The sequence below is a fragment of the Streptomyces sp. NBC_00442 genome, from assembly GCF_036014195.1.
Lineage (GTDB): Bacteria > Actinomycetota > Actinomycetes > Streptomycetales > Streptomycetaceae > Streptomyces.
In genome coordinates this window covers 5717088-5743130 of sequence record NZ_CP107918.1, presented here as the reverse complement: position 1 = coordinate 5743130, position 26043 = coordinate 5717088, and the positions used below count along the sequence as shown (strand labels likewise).

The following is a 26043-nucleotide window of genomic DNA, read 5'->3' as shown; positions in this document are numbered from 1 at the left end:
GTGCTGACGTGCTGAGGTGCTGACGAGCGATCAGACGGTCGGTACGGCCGGCAGCTTCAGCGTGATCGCCGTCTGGAGCAGCTCGGGCGAGGACCAGTCGGACCGCAGCCCGGCGTAGGCGGTGCCGAACGCGCTGGTGCCGATGAACAGCTGCTTACGGGTGCCCTCCGGCGCCGTGATGGGTGCGACCACGCCCTTGGGCGCCTGGACGGTGACGGCGTCACCGATCCGGTAGGCGGTCACCGTGCCGGCCGCCAGTGCCTTGTCCCAGGACGCCCTGCGGGAGAACTCGGTTCCGGCGTCCTTCTCGCGCAGGTTCACGACCGGCGCGTTGTCGGCGTACAGCGCCTTGTAGTCGCCGAGGATCTTGTCGAGGACCGGGTAGAGGATGCGCTCCTCGGCCAGGTTGGCCTGGTGGACGTAGGTCGGCCGCGGGTCGTTCCACAGGACGTGCGACAGCGCGGTCTTCGCCTCGCGGGGCACGATGTAGGACTGGTAGCCGGTGGCGGTGTCGAGGGGCGCCGGCATGCAGGTGGAGGCCGGGTTGTCCTCGCAGACGCCGCTTCCGCCGTTGGCCCTCGACGTGTAGAGCCAGTTGTACTCGTCGGTCATCTCGGCGGCCTTGCCGGCGTTGTAGTACACGTTCATCGGGTGCCTCGGCACCGTCAGCGCGGCCCCCACCGCGCGCTGGTCCGGCTCGCGCGAGGCGTCGCTGCCGGCCCACTTGATCCCGTTGTCGGCGAAGGCGCCCGCCAGGTTCGGGTTGTCGTCGGGCTGCTGCGGGAGGACCTTCATGCCGGAGTGCTCGCCGGTGACGAGCTCGCTCTTGTCGACCGGAAGGCCCTTCTGGACGGCCCAGTTGTAGTTCTGCGAGATCTGGGACGAGATGTCGGCCCGGCTCATCCACTGGGTGGAGCCGTCGGCGTTCTTCTTGCACACCCACGGCACGACGGTGGTGTCCTGCACGCAGCCGAGGAACTCGTGGGTGTAGGTGTGGTTCACCCAGCGGAACTTGGCCTTGTCGGCGATGAGTTGGGTGGCGAGCGCGTCGGTGCCGCCGTTCTCGGACTTCCACTCCTCGCCCGCGCCGCCGTTGAACACCAGGTCGAGCGTGAAGCCGTTGGTGGCCTCCCACTGGGCCGCGTACTGGGCGTCGGCGGCCGTCATGCGGATGTCCGGGCTGCTGGCGCCGCCCTCGGGGCAGTCGAGGTCGCCCGGGGTGCAGTTGTTGACGCTGTCCCAGCGGGAGTCGGGCGCGAACACGTCGTCCACGTGGACCGAGAAGTAGTTGCGGCTCTGGCCCAGGTGGATGCCCTGGGTGAGCCACTCCACCATGCCCTTGGACAGCGCCTGGAACTGCTCCTGGTACTGGTTGTAGGCGAAGGTGACGACCAGTTCGTTGCGGCCGTCGTGGGCGTACTGCCCCAGCATGGAGCCGCCGGACGGCGCGTCGAGGTAGCTGGTGAAGCCGGCCTCGGGGTGGGCCGCGTAGCCGTAACTCTCCGGCACCGCGGGGTCGTTGTCCTCGAAGGTCAGCGGACCGTCGAGGTAGCCGAACGGCCCCGCCTTGCCGGCCGCGCTGACCTGGGTCGTGACGCCGTCCAGGGGGCCGGAGAAGCCGCCGGGCTGGTCGGTGTAGTCGAGCCCCACCTCGGGGTGGGCCCAGGTGTACGCGTCGATCTGGCGGATCCCGAAGGTCTTCTCGTACGCGGCCAGAGCGGTCTGCTCGGGCGAGGCGGCCGAGCCGAACGGGATCTCGTTGGGCGCGACCACGCCCTGGAACTTCGCCCGCGGACGCCCGCTCACGGCGTCGCTCAGGAAGGCCGCGTTGATCGTCGGCCGTCCCGCCGCCCCCAACGCGACGGTCTGGTAGGGCACTCCGGTGTTCTTCAGCTCGGCGACCAGAGCCCCGACCGCGCTTCCGCCGTCGTCGAGGACGAGCACCTTCAGATCGACGCGTGGCGCGATCGCGGCGGCCGCATTAGCGGCCGGGATGGCCGTGGTCAGAAGTCCGGCAGCCATGAGCGCGGTGAGCGCCAGCCTGGTTCTGCCCATGTTCAAGGCCTTCGCCTTCATTTGTCCCCCCTCATAGAGCCCCCGTACGCGAAGTGCGCATGAAGGACCTGTGGTGATGATGCAAAGGGGCACGACGCCCCCAGTGCCCGATCGAGGTGAGTGTGACGGAGCTCTCACGGAGTGTGTGGGCCAAACGTGAAAGAGACACCACGGATGAGTGAATTACAGCCACCGCTATCGAACGTCGTCACCGCGCGTAGGCTCGTGGCTGGTGGTCGACCCGCCCCAAATACGATGGACCGGGCCTCGGCCGGCCCACCCGACGGTCGAACACTCCACAGGATTCTCAAGGAAGAGAGATCTCACCACCGTGACTGCTCTGACTCTCAGCACTGCCGGTGCGGCGACGCTGCGCGCCGACGCCCTCGTCATCGGCGTCGCCAAGGCCGCGGGCCCCAAGGCTGGGCTGGTCGTCGCTCCCGGCGCCGAGGCCGTGGACAAGGCGTTCGGCGGGAAGCTCGCCGCCGTCCTGGAGACCCTCGGCGCCAGTGGTGCCGAGGGTGAGGTGACCAAGGCCGCGTCGCCCTCCGGGCTCAAGGCGCCGTTCGTGCTCGCGGTCGGCCTCGGCACCGCCCCGGCCGAGGACGAGGCGTACGCGGCCGAGGTGCTGCGCACCGCCGCGGGCAACGCCGCCCGCGCCCTGCACGGCATCAAGAAGGCCGCGTTCGCGCTGCCCGTCGAGGCCGCCGAGGACATCGAGGCGATCGGCGAGGGCGCCCTGCTCGGCGCGTACGCCTTCACCGCCTATCAGGATCGCGGCGCCGACGCCAAGGGCCCGCTCGCCGAGGTCACCCTGCTCGGCGGCAAGCCGCGCGACAAGGCCCACAAGGCCGCCGTCGAGCGCTCCCTCGCGCTGACCGAGGAGATCAACCGCGCCCGCGACCTGGTCAACACCCCGCCGAACGACCTGACCCCCGAGGCCTTCGCCGCGGTCGTCTCCGCCGCCGGCAAGGAGCACGGCCTCAAGGTGCAGGTGCTCGACGAGAAGGCGCTGGACAAGGGCGGCTACGGCGGCATCCTCGGCGTCGGCATGGGCTCGCAGAACCCGCCGCGCCTGGTGAAGATCTCGTACACGCACGCCAAGAACGCCAAGCACCTGGCCTTCGTCGGCAAGGGCATCACCTACGACTCGGGCGGCATCTCGCTCAAGCCGGCCGGCCACAACGAGACGATGAAGTGCGACATGGCCGGCGCCGCCGCCGTGTTCGCCGCCGTCGTCACCGCGGCCCGCCTGGGCATCGAAGCCAACGTCACCGGCTGGCTCGCGCTCGCCGAGAACATGCCGTCGGGCTCCGCCACCCGCCCCGGCGACGTGCTGCGCATGTACAGCGGCAAGACCGTCGAGGTCCTCAACACCGACGCCGAGGGCCGGCTCGTCCTGGCCGACGCCCTGTGGAAGGCCTCCGAGGAGACGCCGGACGCGATCGTCGACGTGGCCACGCTGACCGGCGCGATGATGGTGGCCCTCGGCGACCACACCTTCGGGATCATGGCCAATGACGACGCCTTCCGCACCGCGATCCACGAGATCGCGGAGGAGGCCGGCGAGCGCTCCTGGCCGATGCCGCTCCCCTCGAACCTGCGCATGACCATCGACTCCTCCACCGCCGACATCGCCAACATGGGCGTGCGGATGGGCGGCGGTCTGGTGGCCGGCGTCTTCCTGAAGGAGTTCGTGGGCGAGGGCATCACCTGGGCCCACCTCGACATCGCGGGCCCCGCCTTCAACGAGGGCGCCCCGCACGGCTACACCCCCAAGGGCGGCACCGGCTCCTCGGTGCGCACCCTGGTCCGCCTCGCGGAGCGTGCCGCCGCGGGCGACCTCGGCTGAGCCACCGCACACAGCCGGCACACAGGGCGGCTCCGGGCAGGTGCGCCGGGGCCGCCCGTGTTCACGCTCCGTACCGCCGGGCTTCGGCCGGATTTCGCTGTTGATGAAATCCGTACGCCGCGGCGCGGTGGCACAGGCACTCCTGGAACCGCCGGCTCCGGCGATCAGCGGTCTCAGACCCCGGCCCCGCGTCCCGCCATCCGTCAACAAGTGCGAAGATGGGTTCTCGGCAGGACAGGGCCCCCACCACAGGGCCGAAGACAAGCGGCCGAATACCAGCCGCCGCCGGTCATCGACGACCGCGCCCGGCGCACATGCATGGAGGACGTGACGTGGCGAACGACGCCAGCACCGTTTTCGACCTAGTGATCCTCGGCGGTGGCAGTGGCGGCTACGCCGCGGCCCTGCGCGGAGCGCAGCTGGGCCTGGACGTCGCACTGATCGAGAAGAACAAGCTCGGCGGCACCTGCCTGCACAACGGCTGCATCCCCACGAAGGCCCTGCTGCACGCCGGCGAGATCGCCGACCAGGCACGGGAAGCCGGCCAGTTCGGCGTCAAGGCCACCTTCGAGGGCATCGACATCAACGCGGTCCACGCGTACAAGGACGAGGTCATCTCGGGCCTGTACAAGGGACTGCAGGGCCTGGTCGCCTCCCGCAAGGTGACCTACATCGAGGGTGAGGGGCGTCTGTCCTCGCCGACCTCGGTGGACGTCAACGGCCAGCGCATCCAGGGCCGCCACGTCCTGCTGGCGACCGGCTCCGTGCCGAAGTCGCTGCCGGGCCTGGAGATCGACGGCAACCGCATCATCTCCTCGGACCACGCGCTGACCCTGGACCGCGTCCCGCAGTCCGCGATCATCCTGGGCGGCGGCGTCATCGGCGTCGAGTTCGCCTCGGCGTGGAAGTCCTTCGGCACCGACGTCACCGTCATCGAGGGCCTCAAGCACCTCGTGCCGGTCGAGGACGAGAACAGCTCCAAGATCCTTGAGCGCGCGTTCCGCAAGCGCGGCATCAAGTTCAACCTGGGCACCTTCTTCCAGAAGGCCGAGTACACGGCCAACGGTGTGAAGGTCACGCTGGCCGACGGCAAGGAGTTCGAGGCCGAGGTCCTCCTCGTCGCCATCGGACGCGGCCCGGTCTCGCAGGGCCTCGGTTACGAGGAGCAGGGCGTCGCGATGGACCGCGGCTACGTCCTGGCCGACGAGTACATGCGCACCAACGTGCCCACCATCTCGGCCGTCGGCGACCTGGTCCCGACGCTGCAGCTCGCGCACGTCGGCTTCGCCGAGGGCATCCTGGTGGCGGAGCGTCTGGCCGGCCTCAAGACCGTCCCGATCGACTACGACGGCGTGCCCCGGGTGACGTACTGCCACCCCGAGGTCGCCTCCGTGGGCATCACCGAGGCCAAGGCCAAGGAGATCTACGGTGCGGACAAGGTCGTCGCCCTGAAGTACAACCTCGCGGGCAACGGCAAGAGCAAGATCCTCAAGACCGCGGGCGAGATCAAGCTCGTCCAGGTCAAGGACGGCGCCGTGGTCGGCGTCCACATGGTCGGTGACCGTATGGGCGAGCAGGTCGGCGAAGCCCAGCTGATCTACAACTGGGAGGCTCTGCCGGCCGAGGTCGCGCAGCTCATCCACGCGCACCCGACGCAGAACGAGGCGCTCGGCGAGGCCCACCTGGCCCTGGCCGGCAAGCCGCTGCACTCCCACGACTGACAGCCCCTCGGGCGCGACGACCACTTCCCGCAATTCGTAAGGAGCAACCGAAACCATGTCGGTTTCCGTAACCCTTCCGGCGCTCGGCGAGAGCGTCACCGAGGGCACCGTCACCCGCTGGCTGAAGGCCGAGGGCGAGCGCGTCGAGGCCGACGAGCCGCTGCTCGAGGTCTCGACCGACAAGGTCGACACCGAGATCCCCGCCCCCGCCTCCGGCATCCTGGCCTCCATCAAGGTGGCCGAGGACGAGACCGTCGAGGTCGGCGCCGAGCTCGCCATCATCGACGACGGCTCGGGCGCCCCGGCGGCCGAGTCCGCTCCGGCGCAGGAGGCCCCCGCGCAGGAGGCCCCCGCGCAGGAGGCTCCGGCCCAGGAGGCCCCCGCGCCGCAGGCCGCGCCGTCCACCGAGGCGGAGACCCCCGCCCCGGCCCCCACGGCCGAGGCCGCCTCCGGCGGTGGCTCCGCCGAGGGCACCGACGTCGTCCTCCCCGCGCTCGGCGAGAGCGTGACCGAGGGCACCGTCACCCGCTGGCTCAAGGAGGTCGGCGAGGAGGTGGCCGAGGACGAGCCGCTCCTCGAGGTCTCGACCGACAAGGTCGACACCGAGATCCCCGCCCCGGTCGCCGGTGTGCTGCTGGAGATCGTCGTCGGTGAGGACGAGACCGCCGAGGTCGGCGCCAAGCTCGCCGTCATCGGCGCCCCGGGCGCGGCTCCCGCCGCCGCTCAGGCTCCGGCCGCCCCGGCCCCCGCGGCCGCCCCCGCTCCGGCACCGGCCGCAGCGCCGGCGCCCGCACCGGCCGCCGCTCCGGCCCCGGCCGCCCCCGCCGCCCCGGCACCGGCCCCGGCCCCGGCGCCCCAGGCTCCGGCCGCCGCTCCGGCTCCGGCCCCGGCGCCCGCCCCGGCCGCTCAGGCTCCGGCTGCCGCCCCCGCCGCCACCTCCGGTGACGACGGCGCGTACGTCACGCCGCTGGTCCGCAAGCTCGCCTCCGAGTCCGGTGTGGACCTGGGCGCGGTCAAGGGCACCGGCGTCGGCGGTCGCATCCGCAAGCAGGACGTCATCGCCGCCGCGGAGGCCGCCAAGGCTCCCGCTCCGGCCGCCGCCGCCCCTGCCGCGAAGAAGGCCGCCCCGTCCGTCGAGGCGTCCCCGCTGCGCGGTCAGACGGTCAAGATGACCCGCATGCGCAAGGTCATCGGCGACAACATGATGAAGGCGCTGCACTCGCAGGCCCAGCTGACCACGGTCGTCGAGGTCGACATCACGAAGCTGATGAAGCTGCGCAACCAGGCGAAGGACGCCTTTGCCGCCCGTGAGGGCGTCAAGCTGTCCCCGATGCCGTTCTTCGTGAAGGCGGCGGCCCAGGCGCTGAAGGCCCACCCGGTCGTCAACGCCCGGATCAACGAGGACGAGGGCACCATCACCTACTTCGACTCGGAGAACATCGGCATCGCCGTGGACTCCGAGAAGGGCCTGATGACCCCGGTCATCAAGGGTGCGGGCGACCTCAACCTGGCCGGCATCTCCAAGGCCACGGCCGAGCTGGCCGGCAAGGTCCGCGGCAACAAGATCACCCCGGACGAGCTGTCGGGCGCGACGTTCACGATCAGCAACACCGGCTCGCGCGGTGCGCTGTTCGACACCGTCATCGTGCCGCCGAACCAGGTCGCCATCCTGGGCATCGGTGCCACGGTCAAGCGTCCGGCGGTCATCGAGACCGCCGAGGGCACCGTCATCGGCGTCCGTGACATGACGTACCTGGCGCTCTCCTACGACCACCGTCTGGTGGACGGCGCGGACGCCGCCCGCTACCTGACGACCGTCAAGGCGATCCTGGAGGCCGGCGAGTTCGAGGTCGAGCTCGGCCTGTAAGGCTCTCCAAGGCACCGTGGGACGGCTGTAACACTCGTCTCACCAGCGGCCGCGTCCCCGCCCGGACTCTTCCGGGCGGGGACGCGGCCGTATTGTTTGGGAGTCGCCGCTCGCCTTAAGGAGCCCTCATGACCGTGCCCGTCGTCCACTCGCTGCGCGAGCAGATCCGCGAGCACATCGTGGAGGGGATCGTCAGCGGGCGCTGGAAGCCCGGTGAGCGGATCGTGGAGCGGCGCATCGCGGTGGAGCTGCAGGTCAGCCAGACGCCGGTGCGCGAGGCCCTGCGGGAGCTGGAGAGCCTGCGCCTGATCGAGTCGGCGCCCAACAAGGGCGTACGGGTACGGAATCTGAGCGCGGCCGACCTGGAGGAGAGCTACCCGGTGCGGGCCGGCCTCGAACAGATCGCGGCCGAGCTGGCGGCCGGGCGTCTGGCGGAGGACTGCTCGGCCCTCGAACCGCACGTGGCGGCCCTGTACGAGGCGGACCGGGCGGCCGACGGCACCGCCCAGGTGCGGCACACGGTCGGCTTCCACCGGGAGCTGGTGCGGGCGGCCGACAACAGTGTGCTGTTGCACACATGGGAAGGCCTCGGCATCGAGGTGTTCACCGCACTCTCGATCCGCTGGCTCGGCACCGTACAGAAGTCGTACGCGGAGGAGCACGAAGACCTCGTCGCGGCGTTCCGGCGGCGGGATCCGGCCATCGGACTGATGGTGAAGGCCCATGTGCTGGGGTGCGCGCCGCGGAGCGCCTGACCGGCCGCCCGCGGGCCGTGGAGCGGCGCGAGCCCTTCAAAAACTAGGCACGCGGTGCCCGATTTAGCGGCACCCTGTGCCGACTTTCCCGATTCGAAGAAGTTTTTGGGCTCAACACTTTGATCGATCATCGATCGTCGGCTTACAGTCAACGGCGGACTCACCGGTCCGAGGCCCCGTCCTGCCAGACAAAGGCCCCCTTTTTCTCCACCCCCCTCCTGTCCGGAAGGCGGCGATCGTGATCGACCCCGTAGCCAAGTTTCCGAGTGAGCTCGACCAGCTCCCGGACCGTGACACCGAGGAGACCGCCGAATGGGCGGCCTCCCTCGATGCCGTCGCCAAGGCCGCCGGCCCGCATAGGGCCGCGTATCTGATGCGCCGCACGCTCCAGCATGCCGAAGGCGCGGGCCTCGCCCTGCCGAAGCTGCTGGAGACGGACTACGTCAACACCATTCCCTCCTCCTCGGAGCCCGTCATCGACGGCGACGAGGAGATGGAGCGCCGGATCACCGCATGGAACCGCTGGAACGCGGCGGCCATGGTGACCCGTGGCTCGAAGTACGGCGTCGGCGGCCACATCGCGACCTTCGCGTCCGCGGCCTGGCTGTACGAGACCGGCTTCAACCACTTCTTCCGCGGGAAGGAGGGCGACGGATCCGGCGACCAGCTCTACATCCAGGGCCACGCCTCGCCCGGCATCTACGCCCGCGCCTTCCTCGACGGCCGCCTCACCGAGGCGCACCTCGACAAGTTCCGCCAGGAGTCGGCCGGCGACGGCCTGCCCTCCTACCCGCACCCGCGCCGCCTGCCCTGGCTGTGGGAGTTCCCGACCGTCTCCATGGGGCTGGGCCCGCTCTCCGCGATCTACCAGGCGCGCTTCAACCGGTACCTCACCAACCGGAACATCAAGGACGTCTCCAACTCCCACGTGTGGGCGTTCCTCGGTGACGGCGAGATGGACGAGCCCGAGTCGACGGCGGCCCTCGCGCTCGCCGCCCGCGAAGGCCTCGACAACCTGACCTTCGTCATCAACTGCAACCTGCAGCGCCTCGACGGCCCGGTCCGCGCCAACTTCAAGATCGTGCAGGAGCTGGAGGCCCAGTTCCGCGGCGCCGGCTGGAACGTCGTGAAGTCGCTGTGGGGCGGCGCCTGGGACGAGCTCTTCCAGCTCGACACCACCGGCGCGCTCGTCCGCCGCCTGCGCGAGGTCCCCGACGCCCAGGTGCAGACGTACCAGACGCGCGACGCGGCCTACATACGCGAGGACTTCTTCGGCAAGGACCCGGCGCTCGTCGAGATGGCGAAGCTGCTCTCGGACGACAAGATCCTTGAGTGCTTCCACCTCTCGCGCGGTGGCCACGAGCCGCGCAAGGTGTACGCCGCCTACAAGGCCGCCCTGTCCCACAAGGGCGCGCCCACCGTCATCCTGGCCCAGACGGTCAAGGGCTTCACCCTCGGCGACGGCTTCGCGTCCAAGAACGCGAACCACCAGATGAAGAAGCTCACCAACGACGAGTTCAAGAACATGCGTGACCTTCTTGAACTGCCCATCTCGGACGCCCAGTTCGTCGACGGCGTGGTCCCCTACGGCCACCCCGGCGCCGAATCGCCCGAGGTCCGCTACCTCCAGGAGCGCCGCGCCGCGCTCGGCGGCCCGGCCCCGGCCCGCCGCAGCCACGCGATCGAGGCGCTGCCGGCCCCGGCCGACAAGTCGTTCGCGGCCTTCGACAAGGGCTCCGGCAGCCAGTCCATGGCCACCACCATGGCGTTCGTGCGGCTGATGAAGGACCTGATCCGCGACAAGACGACCGGCAAGCGCTGGGTCCCGATCGTCCCGGACGAGGCCCGCACCTTCGGCATGGAGTCGCTGTTCCCCTCGCTCGGCATCTACTCGCCCAAGGGCCAGACGTACGAGCCGGTCGACCGCGACCAGCTGATGTACTACCGCGAGGCCAAGGACGGCCAGATCCTCAACGAGGGCATCACCGAGGCCGGCTCGATGGCCGACTTCATCGCCGCCGCGTCGTCGTACTCCACGCACGGCGAAGCGATGATCCCGTTCTACATCTTCTACTCGATGTTCGGCTGGCAGCGCACGGCCGACCAGATGTGGCAGCTCGGCGACCAGCTGGGCCGCGGCTTCCTGGTGGGCGCCACCGCGGGTCGTACGACCCTGACCGGTGAGGGCCTCCAGCACGCCGACGGCCACTCCCCGGTGATCGCGGCGACCAACCCGGCCGCGATGTCCTACGACCCGGCCTTCGCCTACGAGGTCGCGGCCATCGTCAAGGACGGTCTGCGCCGGATGTACGGCGACGCGGCCCCGGGCGAGGACCGGGACGTCTTCTACTACCTGACGGTGTACAACGAGCCGATGCCGCAGCCCGCGAAGCCCGCGGGCATCGACGAGGGCATCGTCAAGGGCCTGTACCGCTTCAACACGGCGGAGTCCGCGGGCCACACGGTCCCGGCGAACGCCTCGCGCATCCAGCTCCTGGGCTCCGGCACGGCGATCCACTGGACGCTCGAAGCACAGAAGCTGCTCGCCGAGGAGTGGGGCGTGGCCGCCGACGTGTGGTCCGCCACCTCCTGGACCGAGCTGCGCCGCGACGCGCTGGAAGCCGACGCTGCCCTGCTGCGCGGCGAGGAGCGGACTCCCTTCATCCGCACGGCACTTGAGGGCGTGGACTCCCCCGTCCTCGCGGTGTCCGACTACATGCGCCAGGTCCCGGACCAGATCGCGCAGTGGGTCGAGCAGGACTGGTCCTCGCTCGGTGCGGACGGCTTCGGCCTGTCCGACACCCGTGAGGCGGCCCGTCGCCACTTCGGCGTCGACGCGCGGTCGATCGTCGTCGCGGCGCTGGCCCAGCTCGCCCGGCGCGGCGAGGTCCCGGTCACGGCCGTGAAGGAAGCGCGCGAGCGCTACGGCCTGTAGGCCGCCGGCGTCACGCACGCGTGCCCCGTCCCGATTGCCGGGGCGGGGCACGCGTGCGTGAATGGTCGACCGGGGGCGGCACGACTCCGGGAGCACCGCATGAAGATCTACAACAGCACCTCGGCGCCGGCCTGGGCCGACCTGTCGACGACCGACATCTCCGCCGCCAAGGCCTTCTACGGGGGCCTCTTCGGCTGGCAGGGCGCGGACGCGCCGATGGAGGAGGCCGGCGGGTACGGGATGTGGCTGCTCGGTGATCAGTACGTCGGCGGGTACGGGCCCCTCATGGCGGCCGGGCAGCGGGTGGCGTGGCAGGTGTACTTCCAGGTCGAGTCGGCCGACGCGACGGCGGCGACGGTGACCGACAACGGCGGCTCCGTCGTGGCCGGCCCCATGGACGTCTTCGACTCCGGCCGCCTCGCGGTGTTCGCCGACCCAGGGGGTGCGGTGTTCGCCGTCTGGCAGCCCAAGGAACACAAGGGCTTCGGCGTCGTGGACCGGCCGGGCGGCATGTGCTGGTTCGAACTCCTCACCCGTGACGACGACCGGGCGAAGACGTTCTACCGCTCGGTCTTCGGCTGGGAAGGCAGCGAAGCCAACCCGTACGGCTCGTCCTCCGCGTACACAGAGTGGAAGCTCGACGGGGAGAGCTTCAGCGGCATGATGCGGATGGGCTCGGACTTCCCGCCGGAGGTGCCGTCGCACTGGATGGTGTACGTCCAGGTCGAGGACTGCGACGCGACGGCCCGGCGGGCGCGTGAGCTGGGCGGCGAGGTCCACGTTCCCCCCACCTCGATCCCGCCGGGCCGCTTCGCACTGCTGCGGGACCCGCAGGGCGGGGTGTTCTCGGTCATCGCGGTGACCGAGTAGCCACTGCTCCACCCGGGCTCCGCCCCGTGCCGCTCGGAGGCGCGGGGCGCCCCTGTGCGGCACCGCGCCGCCACAAAGGGGCGCGGGGAACTGCGCGACCGGCCCGGGACGACCCGCACGCGACAACGACGGCTCTCGTGCGGGTACGCCACCCCGCCCAGGGGGCTGGAGCGGGCCGGGGCGGCATCATGGGGCACATGCGTGCCGCCCGCCTCATCAAGATGGTGCTTCTGCTTCAGGCGCGGCCCGTCATGACCGCCGCCGAGCTGGGCCGCGAGCTGGAGGTTTCGGAGCGGACGGTCACCCGGGACGCGCAGGCCCTGGCCGAGGCGGGAGTGCCGGTCCACGCCGATCGGGGACGGGCGGGCGGCTACCGTCTCGTCGGCGGTTACCGCACCCGCCTGACGGGCCTGGCCCGTTCCGAGGCCGAGGTTCTCTTCCTGTCCGGAGTACCGGGCGCTCTGCGGGAGATGGGACTTGAGGACGCCGCGTCGGCCGCCCGCCTGAAGGTGTCGGCGGCGCTGCTCCCCTCCCTCAGGGATGCCCCGTCCGCCGCCGCCCAGCGCTTCCATCTCGACGCCCCCGGCTGGTGGCAGGAGCCCGAGGCGCCCGAGCTGCTGCCCGCCGTCGCCGAGGCGGTGTGGGACGACCGGCGGGTGCGGGTCGGCTACCGGCGGCCCGACCGCCCCGAGGTGGAGCGCGACCTCGAACCGTACGGCCTGATTCTGAAGGCCGGCGTCTGGTACCTGTGCGCGCGGGCCGCCACCGGGCGGCCGGGTGTCCCCGCGGACCCCGGGGAGCGGGCCGGCTTCCGCGTGTACCGGCTCGACCGGTTCACGGCGGTCGCCGCCGGCGAGGACCGCTTCGTACGGGACCCGGCGTTCGACCTGCCCCGGTTCTGGGCGGAGCGGGCTCAGGAGTTCGCGCGCTCGGTGCTCCGCGAGACCGTCCGGGTACGGGTCTCACCCGCGGGCGCCGCACGGCTGCCGTACGCCGTCGCCGACCACGGTGCGGTGCGCGAAGCCCTGGAGCAGACCGGCGCCCCGGACGTGAACGGCTGGCTCACCCTCACCCTTCCCGTCGAGTCGCAGGACGTCGCCTTCGGTCAACTTCTGGGACTCGGAGCCGAGTTGGAGGTGCTGGAGCCGCCCGAACTCCGCGCACGGTTCGCGCGGAACGCGCGCGCTCTGCGCGAACTGTACGAGTAGGGTGCCGCATTGGCAGGTTGCTGCGGACAACTCGCCCTCATTGGCAGCTCGTTGTACGCTGGGGCCGTGCCTGGTAACAGCGCTTCGACCGAGGGACGGCGTCGTCCGCGGGATGTGGTCGCCGACGGCCTGCGCGCCCTGATCGCCGGGGGCGAGCTGCGGGTCGGGGAGCGGCTGCCGACCCAGGCGGAGCTCGGCGAGCGGTTCGCCGTGCCGCGGGGCGCGGTCCGTGGCGCCGTCGAGCTCCTGGAGCGGGAAGGCCTGATCAGGCGGGCTCAGCAGGGCACACCGCCGATGGTCGCCCGCCCGACCGCGGCGCCCGCGCCCCGGCGCGGGGTTCCGGGTCCGCGCCGGCACTCGCCCCGCCCCGCCGGGGTCTTCCTGGGGGAACGGGTGGCGCAGTGCTTCCGTGAGGACGAGGTCACCATCGACGCGTACTGCCTCAATGGCGAGACGCTCGCCTCCGCGCTCGCGGGCCCCCTCGTCGCCGTGCAGGCCGAGGGATCGGGCCCGCGCAGGGTCGCGGTGCGCATCCTGCTGCCGGACGCCGAGGCCCCGCTGGCCCTCCCCCAGGTCGTCGGCGACCTGGGCAATCTCCGGCCGCGCGAACGGCTGCGGATCACCAGCAACCACATCTACGGCTCACTGCGCCATTCGCTGCGCATGCTCAAGGTCCGCGACCTGGTCCCCGAGGTGAGCGTCGAGGCGCGCAAGGTGTCGATCACCCCGACGCAGAAGGTGTACATCCTCAACGGCCGCGAGGTCCTGGCCGGCCACTACCAGGTGACGGAGCGCACGGTGGACCTCGACCGGAGCCCGATCGAGATCTACGACCTGCTCGGCGTCGAAGGCATGCTCTTCCGGCACACCGTGGTCGACGACGACCATGTGACCCGCGGCTATGTCGAGCAGACCCAGCAGTGGTTCGACTCGCTGTGGAACACGATCGCCCGCCCCCTGGATCCGAACGGGGACTGAGCCCGCCCGGGGCCGCGCCCGCCCCGCCCGGCGGCTCGGCCCGGCCCGGCGGCTGGGCCCCGCCCGGCACCCCGGGCCCCTCCGGCGGCTCACACCGCGGCGATCAGCAGGAGCACCACGAGCACGGCGGCCACGCACACCAGGTTGGTGCGCGGCCCGGCCGGAACCGGCCCCGGCTCCCGGGGCTCCGCGCCGCCGCCCTTCGTGAGCAGCACCCCGAGGGCCAGCACCAGCAGGCCCGACGGGCCGAACAGGGACACCACGCCCGCGTTCGACAGCAGTTCGAGGACGATCCGCACACGCGTCTCCAGGCCCATGGAACACCTCCTTGGGAAGTCGCCGCCGCGGACCGGACACACGGACGATCGGTGTCCTCATCGGCCGGCGATTGTGTTCCCTCCTCCTACCCGTCGTGAATGGCTGCCATCTATGGCCAACCGACTGCATATTGAGCAACACGACTATGCCAATGGCGAGTTGTGCGATCAGCGCGGTCAACCAACGGGTCAAGCAGCGAAGTTGACCGCTTCGCGCAGCCATCTGTCCTGTCCTGAACGCGAGTTGTAGCCTCTCCGGGTGACGACCCACACCTCGGGGGCGGACCGGGACGACGCCGGGGAGACCCCCCGCTACCGCCTCGTGGCCGACGCGCTGCGCCAGGACATCCAGAACGGCGTCCCGGCGCCCGGTGAGGCGCTGCCCAAACAGGAGCAGCTCATGCGGCGTTTTCGCTGCGGTCGCGGCACCGTACAGAAGGCGCTGCAACTGCTGCGCGAGGAGCAGCTCCTGGAGGCGGGGGTGTCGGGGCGGGGCGCCCGGGTGGCCCGGCAGGCTGCCATCGGACGGCCATTGGGCCATTACATCTCCCGCGCCTTCGAGGCGCCCCACGTCTCGCTCGACGTCTGGTCGCTGCACACCGAGGAGCTCTCCCGGGCCGTCCAGCAGCAGGCCGAACTCATCAGGCTCGGCGACCGCGCCGCCCCGCGTTCGGTGCGGGTGCGCGTGCTGGTCCCGGACCTGGAGACCCACCACCCCTATCCGCGCCACGTCGACGACCCGCAGGACCTGCGCCCCCTGCGCAGGCTGCGCCGCGTCATCCGGATGTACGCGGAGGCGCTGCACCACTCGCTCACCCAGCTGGCCGAGGAGGGCACGGTGGGCTCGGTGTCCGTGGAGATCCGCAGCCTGCCCACGGTGCCGGGCGAGAAGCGCTACCTCATCAACGGCACCCAGATGCTGACCGGCTACTACGTCCTGCGCACGACCCGCATCCTGGTCGACGCCGCCTCGATAGAGGTCCTCGAACTGCACAGCGACACCCTGTTCCCGGCCACGGCGGAAGGGGGCGGGGCACGCTCCCTGGAGCGCGCGGAGTTCCAGCAGGTGCAGGCCTGGTTCGACTCGCGCTGGGAAACGGTCGCCACGCCACTGCGCCCGCTCGACGAGTGACGGGCCCCGCCACGACGGGCCACCGGGCCCGATGGCAACAGTTGTGCCAGGGGTGGCGATCGGCGGCAACCGGACGAAAAGCGCCGCTCCGCGTGCGCCGCAACCCCCTACCCACGATGCTGGTTCCGTGATGGACGAGACGGAGTTCTGGGAGATCGTCGACCGTACCCGCGAGGCCGCCGACGGCGACCCCGAGGAACAGGCCGACCTGCTCGTGGACCGGCTGCTGCAGCTGGACCCCGACTCCGTGCTCGACTTCGCACGGCACTTCGAGGCGCGCTACAACCGCGCGTACCGCTGGGACCTGTGGGGCGCCGCCGCCGTGCTGCTCGGCGGCGCGAGCGACGACGCCTTCGACTACTTCCGCTGCTGGCTCATCGGCCAGGGCCGCGAGGTCTTCGAGGGCGCGGTGCACGACCCCGACGCCCTCGCCGGCCTCCTCGGCGAGTTCGACGACGAGGTCGACGGCGACGGCGAGGAGCTGGGCTACGCGGCGGACGAGGCGTACGAGCAGCTCACCGGCGTCGTGGCGCCCGACCTCGGCATCCCGCCCCAGCCCGAGGAGCCGGAGGGCACTCCGCTGGACTTCGAGGACGAGTCGGCGCTCGCGGACCGCTACCCCCGCCTGTGGGAGCGGTTCGGCACGGCCTGAGCCGGCCTGCGGCCGGAACGGGGTCCGGGCTCAGAAGTGCGTGCCGCCGTCGACACGGACCTCGGTGCCGGTGATGAAGCGGCCGTCGTCGCTGGCGAGCATCGCGACCACCGAGGCCACCGTCTCCGGTCCCGCGAAGCCCGCTCCGATGGCCGGGGCGAGCTTCGTGAAGAGCGACATGTCGGCGTCGGCGGGCAGGCCGGGGCCCACGCTGGAGCGGGAGGCACCGCTCCCGTCGGTCATGCCGGAGGAGATCGAGCCGGGCTGCACCGCGGTGAACCGGATGCCCTGCTTCGCGTACTCGGCGGCGAGCGCGTGCGTCATCGACTGGATGCCGCCCTTGCTGGCCGCGTACGCGGCCATGTACGGGTGGGCGAACACCGCCGAGGTCGAGCTGAAGTTGACGACGGCCGCGCCGTTGCCTTCGAGCAGCGCCGGGATCGCCTCGCGGATCATCAGGAAGGTGCCGGTCAGATTGACCGCGACGACCCGGTTGAAGTCGGCCAGGCTCGTCTCGTGGGTGTGCCAGGAGCGCAGGATGCCGGCCGCGTTGACGAGCACGTCGAGGCCGCCGAGCGCGGAGACCGCGGCGGCGACGCCCTCGCGCACCGAGGCCTCGTCGGCTATGTCGACGACGAGCGTGGTCAGCCGTCCGATGCCGGCGCCCGCCCGGTCCGCGGTGTCCTTCAGGCCGGCCTCGCTGACGTCCGCGGCGACGACGTGGCCGCCCTCCGCCAGCAGGCGCAGCACGGTGGCCTGCCCGATGCCGGAGCCGCCACCGGTGACCAGCGCCCGGCGTCCTTCGTAGCGGTCGGTGACGGTGTGCACGCTCATCGCGGTCCAGCTTTCTTGAGATCGGGCCGGCGGGTCCAGGGAGGGGGAGGGCCGGGCCGGTGGGTTCAGGGAGCAACGGCAACCACCGTACGCCTGAATGGCACGTTTTGCCATGACGTCAATTCGCGCATACGGGGAGGGTGCGGGCGTACGCTTGCGCAGTGATCCAGCCCGCCGCGCAGCCCGCCCCGCCGCCCAAGCCGTCCCTGACCGAGCGCCGCAAGGCCGCGACCCAGCTCGACATCGCCCGCGCCGCGGCCGCGCTCTTCGCCGAGCACGGGCCCGACGGCACCACCGCCGAGGCCATCGCCCGGCACGCCGGGGTCGCCCTGCGCACCTTCTACCGCTACTTCCGCTCCAAGCAGGACGCGGTCGCCCCGCTCCTTTCGGGCGGCGCCGAACGCTGGCGGGCGCTGCTCGAAGCCGCCGAGCCGGGCCCCCTCTCCAAGACCCTGGAGGCCGCCGTCCGCGAGGCCCTCGCGGTGCCCGACGCGCACGCCGCGGAGCAGCTGCGCTGGACCAGGGGGCTGCTGCGCGCGGCCGAGCACGACGCGGCCCTGCGCGCGGTCTGGTACCGGGTCAACCAGGACTCCGAGGAGCGGCTGCTGCCCGTGCTCGCCCGCCTCGTGGGCCCGGGGGCGGACGCCCTTGAGGTGCGCCTGGCCGCGGCCGCTGCCACCGACGCGATCCGGGTGGCCCTCGAAGCGTGGGCCGCCACCGACGCCCCGGCCTCGGGCCCCGGCTCCCCCGCCGAGCTCGCGGTCCGCTGCCTGCGCGAACTCACCGGCGGCATGCGCCTGTTGGGCCACTGACCCCCCGCGCTTACCGGACGTCGAGCCAGGCCAGCGCCGCCGTGGTGAGGGCGGTGACGCCGGTGGTCAGCGTGGGGTCGACCACCGGTGCGAAGAAGGGCGAGTGATTGGAGGGGATGTCCCTGTCGAGGGTGCCGGCGGCGAACGCGGCGCCGAACGCCTCGGGGTCCGCTCCCCCGAACAGCCAGTAGCAGAGCGGGACCTGGGCGTCTTCGCCGAACAGACCGACGTCCTCGCTGCCCGTCACGGCGCCCGGGTCGAACACCCGGTCGTCGCCGACGACCGCGCCGACGGCGGCCATGGTGCGTGCCACCGCGTCGTCGTCGTTGACCAGCACCGGGAAGGAGTCGACCGTCTCGATGTCGGGTTCGCGCCCGGCCCCGGCGACGGCCGCCTCGCCGCGCACGATCCGCCCGACGGCGGCGAGCACCTTCTCGCGTACGTCCTGCTTGTACGTGCGGATGTTGAGCTTCAGCTCGGCCTCGTCCGGGATGATGTTGTCCTTGGTCCCCGCGTTCAGGGCGCCGACGGTGACGACCGCCGTCTCACTGGCCGGGAGCTCGCGCGAGACGATCGTCTGGAGCCGCAGCACGGTGGAGGCGGCCATCACCACCGGATCGACGGACGCCTCGGGCCGCGATCCGTGCGCGCCCTTGCCGTACAGGACGACCCTGAGCGAATCCGCGCCGGCGAAGGCGGGGCCCGCGTGCGCGCCGACCATCCCGGCCGGGAACGGTCCCACGTGCTGGCCCAGTACGACGTCGGGCGTGCCGAACCGCTCGTAGAGCCCGTCGTCGAGCATGGCCCGCGCGCCACGGCCGATCTCCTCGGCGGGCTGGAAGACCCCGAGGACGGTGCCGCTCCACAGCGCGCGGGCGTCGGCGAGCAGCTTGAGCGTGCCGAGCAGACAGGTGGTGTGCATGTCGTGCCCGCAGGCGTGCATGACGCCCTCGACGGTGGAGGCGTGGCCGAGCCCGGTCCGCTCGGTCACCGGAAGCGCGTCGAAGTCGGCCCGCAGCAGCACGGTGGGGCCCGACCCGTTCCTCAGGACGGCGACGACCCCGGTGCGCCCGACGCCCGTGGTCACCTCACACCCGTACTCCCGTGCCCTGCGGGCGACTTCGGCGGCGGTGCGGTGCTCGGCGAAGGACAGCTCGGGGTGGGCGTGCAGATCGCGGTACAGGCCGGCGAGGTCGGCGTGGATCGCGTCGAGCCCGCGCAGGACGGTGCGGGCGGTGCCGGCCGCGGCCTGGGCGGAGGGGGTGGAAGGGGACACGGTGCCTGCCCTGCTCTCGTCTCGGGGGTGCGGTGCGAGATGTGGTGGGAGGTGCGGTGGAGGTGTCAGCCGTCGGTGAGGGACCGGCCCATGAGGACGTCGTCCACGTACGCGCCCTCGATGAGGAACTCTCCCGGCAGGACGCCCTCGACGGCGAACCCCTCCGCCTCGTACAGCGACCGGGCCGGCGTGTTGTGGCCGAGGACGTGCAGCGTGATCCGGGTGGCGCCCTGGCGGCGGGCCGCCTCGTACGCGCCGCGCAACAGGGCGCGGCCCACGCCGCGGCGGCGCGCGGACTCGGCGATTTCGAGCCCCTGGATCTGCCGCACATGGCGGTTGGTGGCGAGCGAGGTGGCCGGCACCAGCCGGATGAACCCCGCCACCTCGCCGTCCAGCTCGGCGACGAGGAAGTGCGACGGCAGGTGCAGATCGTCGAAGAAGGGCTCGAACGGCGGATCCGGCCGCGGCCCCACGGCGTGCAGCGGTGACCACGCCTCACGGGTGAGCACGGCGAGCCGGTCACCGTCGGACCGCCGTGCGGCCCGTATGAGCGGAGGCGGAGAAGTACGGGGTTCGGGGTACGACTCGTCCATGCCGCCACTGTGCCACGTGCGGCGGACGAGGCGAGGATGGGTTCCATGAAGATCGCGGTGACGGGTTCGACAGGACTGATCGGTACGGAGCTGGTGCGCTCGCTGCGGGCGGACGGCCACGAGGTGCTGCGCCTCGTGCGGCGCGGGGCGGAGGCGCCCGACGAGGTCGCGTGGGACCCGGCGCGCCAGTACGTGGACACGGCGGGCCTCGCCGGGTGCGGGGCGGTGGTGCATCTGGCCGGGGCGGGGGTGGCTTCGCACCGCTGGACCGCCGCGTACAAGAAGGAGATCCGGGACAGCAGGGTGCTCGGCACGGCCGCGCTCGCCGAGGCGCTGGCCTCCCTCGACGTCCCGCCGAAGGTGCTGGTGAGCGGGTCGGCGATCGGCTACTACGGCGACACGGGCGAACGGGTGGTGGACGAGTCGGCGCCGCCGGGCGACGGTTTCCTCCCCTCGGTGTGCGTGGAGTGGGAGGAGGCCGCGGCCCCGGCCCAGGAGGCGGGCATCCGCACCGTGTTCGCCCGTACGGGTCTCGTGGTGTCCCGCGAGGGGGGAGCGTGGGCGAAGCTGATCCCGCTGTTCCGGGCGGGGCTCGGCGGGCGGCTCGGCAGCGGGCGCCAGTACTGGTCGTTCATCGCGCTGCACGACGAGGTGGCGGCGCTGCGGTTCCTGCTGGACACGGAGTCCCTTTCCGGTCCGGTGAACCTGACGGCGCCGGAGCCGGTCACGAACCAGGAGGTGACGGCGGCGATGTCCCGGGTGCTGCGGCGCCCGGCACTTCTGCCGGTGCCGGCGGCGGCGCTGCGGGTCGCTCTGGGCGAGGCGGCGGGGGATGTGCTGGCCGGCCAGCGGGTCGTGCCGGCGCGGCTCCTCTCGGCGGGGTTCGGCTTCGCCTTCCCCGACGTGGAGACGGCGGTCCGCGCGGCACGTTGAGCGCACGGCTCCCCTGGGGCTCCGCCCCAGACCCCGGTTCGCGCCTGAAGGGCGCTCGTCCTCAAACTCCCCCAAGGCCTTAAGGGCCAGGGGGGACCCCCATGACGGGCTGAGGATGCCCATGCGGGCCGGCACCGGATACCTAAGGGGCGCGAGGAACTGCGCGAGAAGCGGGCACGATCCGCAGACGACAGCGGGTTTTAGGGGCGCGAAGAACTGCGCGAGAAGCGGGCACGATCCGCAGACGAAAGGGGGTTTGGGGGGCGCGGGGAACTGCGCGACCAGCCACGCACGGGCCCGCGCCCGAAAGCGGACCGGGGTTTTCAGGGGCGCGGGGAACTGCGCGGGCACCGGGATGTACATACCCACCTCCCCCCGGGAGGGAGGCACCCGGGATGTCCACGCCCACCTCCCCCGGAGGGAAGCCGTGCGCCCGTCGTGCCCCAACGTCCACCCCCCTGCGCGCGGGGCCACCCCGCAGAACATCCCTACTCTCTCCTCGAACTCCGGCATTCCGTGGGCCAGTTGGGGGCATGAGGCCTCCACCTACCGCGCCTACCTCGGGGAGGACCACGTGCTCAGCACCGCACACCATGCGGACGTACTCATCGTGGGAGCCGGGCTCGCGGGCCTGTCAGCCGCTCATCGGCTGACCGGCGCGGGAGTCACGGTCAGCGTCCTGGAGGCGGCCCCCCGCGTGGGCGGCCGCATGTCGACCCGCTCGGTCGACGGGTTCCGGCTCGACCGGATCGGACAGCTCCTTTCGACGTCGTACCCGGAACTGACCCGCACCCCCGGCCTCGAACAGCTGCCGCTGCGCCCCTTCTCGCCGGGCGTCCTCGTGCACAGCGAGGGCCGGCACTACCGGGCGGGGGCCACCGGGAGCGCCAGGGGCGCACTGGCCGCGGCGCGCGCCCGAGCGAGCGCCCCCCGCGGCACCGTCACCCCGCTCGGCGGCGCACTGGACCAGGCCCGGCTCGGCAAGGCGCTCGCCAAGCTGGCCGCCACCTCCCTGGAGCGCATCGCCACCCGTCCCGAACTCCCCATTGGACAGGCCCTGTTGGACCGCGGCCTGCCCGCCCGCACCCTCGACGGATTCGTACGCCCCCTGCTCTCGGCCCTGCTCTGCGACCCGGACCTGACCACGTCGAGCCGCTGCGCCGACCTCGCGCTGCGCGGCTTCGCCCGCGGCCGGCTGTGCGTGCCGGCCGGTGGCGCGGCCACCCTGCCGGAGCTGCTCGCCGCCGCCCTGCCGCCCGGCACGGTACGTACGGATGTGAAGGTGACGTCGGTCGCCACGACCTCGGTCACCACCGCCGACCACGGCGTGTTCGGCTGCCGTTCCGTCCTCCTGGCCACCGACGCGCCCGCCGCCGCCGAGCTCCTGCCGGGGCTCAGGATCCCCGCCTTCCACCCGCTGACCGTGCTGCACCACACCGCGCCCCGCTCCCCGCTCGCCGACCCCGCGCTGCTCCTGGACGCGGACCGCAGCGGCCCCGTCGCGTACACCTCGGTGATGAGCGAGGTCGACCCGAGCCGGGCCCCGCACGGCCGGGCGCTGATCACCTCGGCCGTGCTCGGCACCCCGCCCGACGACGTGGAGCGTGCCGTACGCCGCCAACTGGCGTCCCTGTACGCCACGTCCACGTCGGACTGGGAGCTGCTCGCCCTCCACCACACGCCCCAGGCCGTTCCTTCGATGCCCGCCCCGCACGATCTGCGCCGACCGGTCCGGCTGCTCGCCGGCCTGTACGTCTGCGGTGACCACCGCGACACCAGCACCGTGCAGGGCGCCCTGTACTCGGGCCGGCGCGCGGCCGAGGCGATCCTCTCCGACCTGGGCGTCCGCCCGTGGCAGGCGACGGCGGAGGTGATGCGCAACGTGGCCTGAGCAACGCGGCCGGAGCAACGCGGCCCGAGCCCGGAGCCGACCCGTGGCGCCCGCCCCGGTGGACGCCACGCCTCAGTAGATGATCACGGACGCCCCGCACAGGCCGCGGCCGTCCGCCGCGGCCTGCCGCCACATCCGCAGTGGCCCGTCCAGCACGCTCTCCTCGCCGTCGCCGTAGAACAGCCAGTCCTGGTCATCGGCTTCGGCGCGCTCGCGCGGGGTGAAGCCAAGGGCGCGCTCGACCGCGGGCAGCGTCGCGCGCACCTGACCCGAGGTGAGCAGGAAGCAGCCGCACCAGCCGGGCAGCAGGCCCGCCCGCCGGGGGCCCGTCGCGTGGAGGAAGGCCCGGAGCGCGAACTCCTTGCTCTGGACCGAGAGGAAGATGTCCTCCTCCCCCTCCACCCGGTCCCACACGTCCGTGAACAGGGAGAAGGTGTCCCCCTGCCCCTGCCCGAGACCGTCGTACAGCTTCTGCACATGGTCACCGGCCAGGGTCAGTTGATGGAAGGAGTCCAGCGCGTCCGCCTCCGCTCCGCCCGACGAGCCGAAGGGCTCCCACCAGGTACGGAAGTCCGGCAGCGGCTCGCGCTGCCAGCGCTCCCAGCGCGCACGCGCCCCCGGCGCGTCCCGGTCCGCTGCGATCAACGGGAGCAGCCAGGGGGCCAGGGACGCGACGAAGGCGTCGTCGTGGGCGGTGATGGACCAGGCCGAGGTGATACCCATACGAAGACGCTAGCGGCGCCCACTGACAGTCACCGTGTCCCGGCCGGCCTCCCCCTCGCCCCACCCCGACTCACCCCGACTCACCCCAACGCGGCCACCCGGTCCCGGTAGGTGCGGACGGCGGCGGCGTCGCGGTACGGCTCCAGGCGGCGCTCGAAGTCGCGTACGTACTCGACCGCTCGGGCCGACCGCATCTCGCTGGCCTGCTGGGCCGCCTCCGCGCCGAGGGCGCACGCCTGGTCGAGTTCGCCGAGGCCGAGCCGGGCCGTGGCCAGCACGATCCGGCTGAACAGGCGCGAGCGGGCGTAGCCGGGGGCGCGCAGCTGCAGGGAGCGCTCCGCGTGCTGGGCGCAGGCGCGGTACTGCTGGAGGTCGCGGTGGCAGTGGCCGAACTCGTCGGCGAGCTGCGCCTCGTCGAAGAAGCGCCCCCAGTGCGGCACGTCGTCGCCGGGCCGGGCGCTTTCCAAGGCCCGCTCGGCCCGCACGAGCGAGGCGGTGCACGCCCGGACCTCGCCGAGCACGCCGTGCCCGCGTGCCTCCACGGCGTTGAGGAGGGACTGCACGACGGGCGGCGCCGCGGCTCCCACGCCCTGCTGGGCGACCCGGGCCAGCTGGACCGCCTCGCGGCCGTGCCCGAGGTAGACGGCCTGACGGCTCATGGTGACCAGGACGTAACTGCCGTACGCCCGGTCGCCCGCGGCCTGCGAGAGCCGCAGCGCCTGCACGAAGTACCGCTGGGCGAGCCCGTGTGCGGCGATGTCGTACGAGGTCCAGCCGGCCAGTCTCGTCAGGTCCGCGGCGGCCGCGAACAGGCGCCGCCCCACGTTCTCGCCGTAGGTGCCGCGCAGCATCGGCTCGGCCTCGTGTTCCAGATAGCGCACCAGGGCCTGGCGCGCGTGGCCGCCGCCATAGGCGTGGTCGAGCGTGCGGAACAGTTCGCCGACGGAGCGGAGCGCCGCGATGTCCCCGCTGGTCACGCGCTGTCCCGGGCCTCTGTCGGTGGTCCGCTGGCGGGGTACGGAGGGGCGCCCCTGGACCGGGATGCGGGTCACGCCCGCCGAGGGGTTCGGTTCGCCTCGTCCCACCCGGTCGTCGGCCCGCCCGATGAGCCAGTCCCTGCTCGGGACCACCAGGCCTGCCGGGGTGAAGGCGATCTTGCGGAGTTCGGCGTGGCTGCCCGAGTCCTTGCGCCAGAGCCCGCTGACGATGTCGACGGCCTCCTCCGGCGTCGCCGCGAACTCCAGGCCCGCGTACACCGGCGCGCAGGCGTCGAGCCCGAGGTCCTGGGCGGAGAGCCGGCGGCCGAGCCGCCGGGTGAACACCTCGGCGATCAGCGCGGGTGTGGTGCCGCGCGGTTGCTGGCCGCGCAGCCACCGCGTGACCGAGGTCTTGTCGTAGCGCAGGTCCAGGCCGTGCTCAAGTCCGAGCTGGTCAACGCGTCGGGCGAGCCCGGCATTGGAGAACCCGGCTTCTGCGATGAGTGCGGCGAGCTGGCGGTTGGGGGTGCGCTGCGAGGGTCGTTCCGTCATCAGCTCTGCGTTCTCCTGCCTTCCGGGCCAAAGCGTGCAGCCCTCATGGAACGGCGAGAATTTAGCGGTCAATACGGCCGGTGCCGCCGCCTTCGCCCCGCATTCATCCGATCGTGTGGTGACGTGCCGTTTCTGCCGGCTCCAGGGGGCGTGCGAGGGGTGTCGAACACGGTCGTACAGTGAATGAGGACGCGCACCGGTCGCATCCACGGGGATCCAAGAGGTTCGGTCCAAGAGGTTCGACGAGGTTCGACAGGGGAGCTGGCGTGAACGAGCTGCGATTTGTCCGGCTGGGTTTCGGCGAGGACGCGGTCGAGTACCAGGAGGCCTGGGACGAGCAGCGCCGGGTGCACGCGGCCCGGTTCGCCGACGAGATCACCGACACCTGTCTGCTCCTTGAGCACCAGCCGGTCTACACGGCGGGCCGGCGCACCGAGGCCAGCGAGCGCCCCCTCGACGGCACTCCGGTCATCGACGTCGACCGCGGCGGCAAGATCACCTGGCACGGTCCCGGCCAGCTCGTCGGCTACCCGATCCAGAAACTGCCCCGCCCCGTCGACGTCGTCGCGCACGTACGCCGCCTCGAAGAGGCCCTGATCCGCACCGCCGCCGATTTCGGCCTCGCGACCACCCGGATCGAGGGCCGCAGCGGGGTGTGGGTGCTCGGCGACCCGGTGGAGCAGCGCCCCAAGCTCGGCGGTCTGTCCCTCGACTTCGATCCGCGCCTGGGCGACGACGAGTTCGACGCCCGCCTCAACGGCCCCGAGTACGCGCCCTCCAACGCCGGCCAGCGCCGCGAGGACCGCAAGCTGGCCGCGATCGGCATCCGCGTCGCCAAGGGCGTCACGATGCACGGCTTCTCGTTCAACGTGAATCCGGACAACACCTGGTTCGACCGGATCGTGCCCTGCGGGATCCGTGACGCGGGTGTGACGTCGCTCTCGTACGAGCTGGGCCGCGAGGTCACGATCGAGGAGGTGCTCCCCGTGGTGGAGCGCCACCTCAAGGACATCCTTGAGCACGCGGAGCTGGCCCCTCGCGAGATCGAGCGCGCGTCCGCCTGACCACCCGGCGGCGGGGGGAATGCCCGCGCGCCCGCGCGGGTTGCCC

21 protein-coding genes are annotated in these 26043 nt (G+C 72.1%); 14 read left to right on the top strand and 7 right to left on the bottom strand.

Annotated elements, in window-relative coordinates; all coding sequences use genetic code 11:
* Window positions 1-30: 30 nt before the first annotated feature.
* Window positions 31-2055 carry a hypothetical protein gene (locus tag OG432_RS25725; protein ID WP_328313332.1) on the bottom strand — a complete coding sequence of 675 codons (2025 nt, stop codon included), beginning with the start codon at window positions 2053-2055 and terminating at the stop codon, window positions 31-33.
* A 331-nt stretch (window positions 2056-2386) separates the two neighbouring features.
* On the opposite strand from OG432_RS25725, the gene OG432_RS25720 reads away from it, so the two are divergent.
* The 8 genes from OG432_RS25720 (at window position 2387) to OG432_RS25685 (ending at window position 14241) form a co-directional block, all read left to right on the top strand.
* The gene (locus OG432_RS25720) at window positions 2387-3907 is read left to right on the top strand and encodes a leucyl aminopeptidase (protein ID WP_328313331.1); all 1521 of its coding nucleotides are present in this window, start codon (window positions 2387-2389) and stop codon (window positions 3905-3907) included.
* Between the two features lie 332 nt (window positions 3908-4239).
* A complete protein-coding gene (lpdA, locus tag OG432_RS25715) occupies window positions 4240-5628 on the top strand; it encodes a dihydrolipoyl dehydrogenase (protein WP_328313330.1) in 1389 nt (462 codons plus the stop codon).
* 55 nt (window positions 5629-5683) lie between these two features.
* Window positions 5684-7495, top strand: coding sequence for a 2-oxoglutarate dehydrogenase, E2 component, dihydrolipoamide succinyltransferase (sucB, locus tag OG432_RS25710; RefSeq protein ID WP_328313329.1), 1812 nt, complete (start codon window positions 5684-5686; stop codon window positions 7493-7495).
* Window positions 7496-7623: 128 nt separating this feature from the next.
* Window positions 7624-8250 carry a GntR family transcriptional regulator gene (locus tag OG432_RS25705; RefSeq protein ID WP_328313328.1) on the top strand — a complete coding sequence of 209 codons (627 nt, stop codon included), beginning with the start codon at window positions 7624-7626 and terminating at the stop codon, window positions 8248-8250.
* Window positions 8251-8488: 238 nt separating this feature from the next.
* Complete coding sequence (gene aceE, locus OG432_RS25700) at window positions 8489-11185, top strand: pyruvate dehydrogenase (acetyl-transferring), homodimeric type (RefSeq protein ID WP_328313327.1); 2697 nt, start codon at window positions 8489-8491, stop codon at window positions 11183-11185.
* 99 nt (window positions 11186-11284) lie between these two features.
* Window positions 11285-12055, top strand: a complete 771-nt coding sequence (locus OG432_RS25695; RefSeq protein WP_328313326.1) for a VOC family protein — start codon at window positions 11285-11287, stop codon at window positions 12053-12055.
* 197 nt (window positions 12056-12252) lie between these two features.
* The gene (locus OG432_RS25690; RefSeq protein WP_328313325.1) at window positions 12253-13263 is read left to right on the top strand and encodes a helix-turn-helix transcriptional regulator; all 1011 of its coding nucleotides are present in this window, start codon (window positions 12253-12255) and stop codon (window positions 13261-13263) included.
* Between the two features lie 66 nt (window positions 13264-13329).
* Entirely contained in the window at window positions 13330-14241 is a 912-nt protein-coding gene (locus OG432_RS25685) for a FadR/GntR family transcriptional regulator (protein ID WP_328313324.1), read from the top strand.
* A gap of 89 nt (window positions 14242-14330) precedes the next feature.
* Here the strand turns inward: OG432_RS25685 and OG432_RS25680 are convergent, their stop codons facing one another.
* The gene (locus OG432_RS25680; RefSeq protein ID WP_328313323.1) at window positions 14331-14558 is read right to left on the bottom strand and encodes a hypothetical protein; all 228 of its coding nucleotides are present in this window, start codon (window positions 14556-14558) and stop codon (window positions 14331-14333) included.
* Between the two features lie 259 nt (window positions 14559-14817).
* On the opposite strand from OG432_RS25680, the gene OG432_RS25675 reads away from it, so the two are divergent.
* Window positions 14818-15690, top strand: coding sequence for a GntR family transcriptional regulator (locus tag OG432_RS25675; RefSeq protein WP_328313322.1), 873 nt, complete (start codon window positions 14818-14820; stop codon window positions 15688-15690).
* Between the two features lie 130 nt (window positions 15691-15820).
* Window positions 15821-16342: a DUF4240 domain-containing protein gene (locus tag OG432_RS25670; RefSeq protein ID WP_328315237.1), complete on the top strand. Its 522-nt coding sequence runs from the start codon at window positions 15821-15823 to the stop codon at window positions 16340-16342.
* Window positions 16343-16372: 30 nt separating this feature from the next.
* Here OG432_RS25670 and OG432_RS25665 read toward each other — a convergent pair whose 3' ends face one another.
* Window positions 16373-17176 (bottom strand): SDR family NAD(P)-dependent oxidoreductase, encoded by an 804-nt coding sequence (locus OG432_RS25665; protein WP_328313321.1) that lies wholly within the window; start codon window positions 17174-17176, stop codon window positions 16373-16375.
* Between the two features lie 161 nt (window positions 17177-17337).
* Between OG432_RS25665 and OG432_RS25660 the strand changes: the two genes are divergently transcribed.
* Window positions 17338-17988, top strand: a complete 651-nt coding sequence (locus OG432_RS25660) for a TetR/AcrR family transcriptional regulator (protein WP_328313320.1) — start codon at window positions 17338-17340, stop codon at window positions 17986-17988.
* A 10-nt stretch (window positions 17989-17998) separates the two neighbouring features.
* Here OG432_RS25660 and OG432_RS25655 read toward each other — a convergent pair whose 3' ends face one another.
* Both OG432_RS25655 and OG432_RS25650 read right to left on the bottom strand, forming a co-directional pair.
* The gene (locus OG432_RS25655; RefSeq protein WP_328313319.1) at window positions 17999-19264 is read right to left on the bottom strand and encodes an amidohydrolase; all 1266 of its coding nucleotides are present in this window, start codon (window positions 19262-19264) and stop codon (window positions 17999-18001) included.
* Between the two features lie 65 nt (window positions 19265-19329).
* Window positions 19330-19857, bottom strand: coding sequence for a GNAT family N-acetyltransferase (locus OG432_RS25650; protein WP_328313318.1), 528 nt, complete (start codon window positions 19855-19857; stop codon window positions 19330-19332).
* A gap of 36 nt (window positions 19858-19893) precedes the next feature.
* Here OG432_RS25650 and OG432_RS25645 point away from each other — a divergent pair, with 36 nt between their 5' ends.
* Window positions 19894-20790, top strand: coding sequence for a TIGR01777 family oxidoreductase (locus tag OG432_RS25645; protein ID WP_328313317.1), 897 nt, complete (start codon window positions 19894-19896; stop codon window positions 20788-20790).
* A 574-nt stretch (window positions 20791-21364) separates the two neighbouring features.
* Window positions 21365-22681 carry an NAD(P)/FAD-dependent oxidoreductase gene (locus OG432_RS25640; protein WP_328313316.1) on the top strand — a complete coding sequence of 439 codons (1317 nt, stop codon included), beginning with the start codon at window positions 21365-21367 and terminating at the stop codon, window positions 22679-22681.
* Window positions 22682-22753: 72 nt separating this feature from the next.
* On the opposite strand, the gene OG432_RS25635 is transcribed toward OG432_RS25640, so the two are convergent.
* Both OG432_RS25635 and OG432_RS25630 read right to left on the bottom strand, forming a co-directional pair.
* Window positions 22754-23404 carry a hypothetical protein gene (locus OG432_RS25635; protein ID WP_328313315.1) on the bottom strand — a complete coding sequence of 217 codons (651 nt, stop codon included), beginning with the start codon at window positions 23402-23404 and terminating at the stop codon, window positions 22754-22756.
* An 80-nt stretch (window positions 23405-23484) separates the two neighbouring features.
* On the bottom strand, window positions 23485-24933 hold the full coding sequence (locus OG432_RS25630) for a regulator (RefSeq protein ID WP_328313314.1): 1449 nt from the start codon (window positions 24931-24933) through the stop codon (window positions 23485-23487).
* A gap of 266 nt (window positions 24934-25199) precedes the next feature.
* Between OG432_RS25630 and lipB the strand changes: the two genes are divergently transcribed.
* Entirely contained in the window at window positions 25200-25997 is a 798-nt protein-coding gene (lipB, locus tag OG432_RS25625) for a lipoyl(octanoyl) transferase LipB (RefSeq protein WP_328313313.1), read from the top strand.
* Window positions 25998-26043 lie beyond the last annotated feature (46 nt).

What these genes read in the sequence shown, in the direction of transcription:
- OG432_RS25680 (WP_328313323.1), bottom strand. Translation starts at nt 14,558, where the DNA reads ATGGGCCTGGAGACGCGTGTGCGGATCGTCCTCGAACTGCTGTCGAAC.
- OG432_RS25630 (WP_328313314.1), bottom strand. Translation starts at nt 24,933, where the DNA reads ATGACGGAACGACCCTCGCAGCGCACCCCCAACCGCCAGCTCGCCGCA.
- OG432_RS25690 (WP_328313325.1), top strand. Translation starts at nt 12,253, where the DNA reads ATGCGTGCCGCCCGCCTCATCAAGATGGTGCTTCTGCTTCAGGCGCGG.
- OG432_RS25725 (WP_328313332.1), bottom strand. Translation starts at nt 2,055, where the DNA reads ATGGGCAGAACCAGGCTGGCGCTCACCGCGCTCATGGCTGCCGGACTT.
- OG432_RS25705 (WP_328313328.1), top strand. Translation starts at nt 7,624, where the DNA reads ATGACCGTGCCCGTCGTCCACTCGCTGCGCGAGCAGATCCGCGAGCAC.
- sucB (WP_328313329.1), top strand. Translation starts at nt 5,684, where the DNA reads ATGTCGGTTTCCGTAACCCTTCCGGCGCTCGGCGAGAGCGTCACCGAG.
- OG432_RS25670 (WP_328315237.1), top strand. Translation starts at nt 15,821, where the DNA reads ATGGACGAGACGGAGTTCTGGGAGATCGTCGACCGTACCCGCGAGGCC.
- OG432_RS25645 (WP_328313317.1), top strand. Translation starts at nt 19,894, where the DNA reads ATGGGTTCCATGAAGATCGCGGTGACGGGTTCGACAGGACTGATCGGT.
- OG432_RS25650 (WP_328313318.1), bottom strand. Translation starts at nt 19,857, where the DNA reads ATGGACGAGTCGTACCCCGAACCCCGTACTTCTCCGCCTCCGCTCATA.
- OG432_RS25635 (WP_328313315.1), bottom strand. Translation starts at nt 23,404, where the DNA reads ATGGGTATCACCTCGGCCTGGTCCATCACCGCCCACGACGACGCCTTC.
- OG432_RS25695 (WP_328313326.1), top strand. Translation starts at nt 11,285, where the DNA reads ATGAAGATCTACAACAGCACCTCGGCGCCGGCCTGGGCCGACCTGTCG.
- OG432_RS25665 (WP_328313321.1), bottom strand. Translation starts at nt 17,176, where the DNA reads ATGAGCGTGCACACCGTCACCGACCGCTACGAAGGACGCCGGGCGCTG.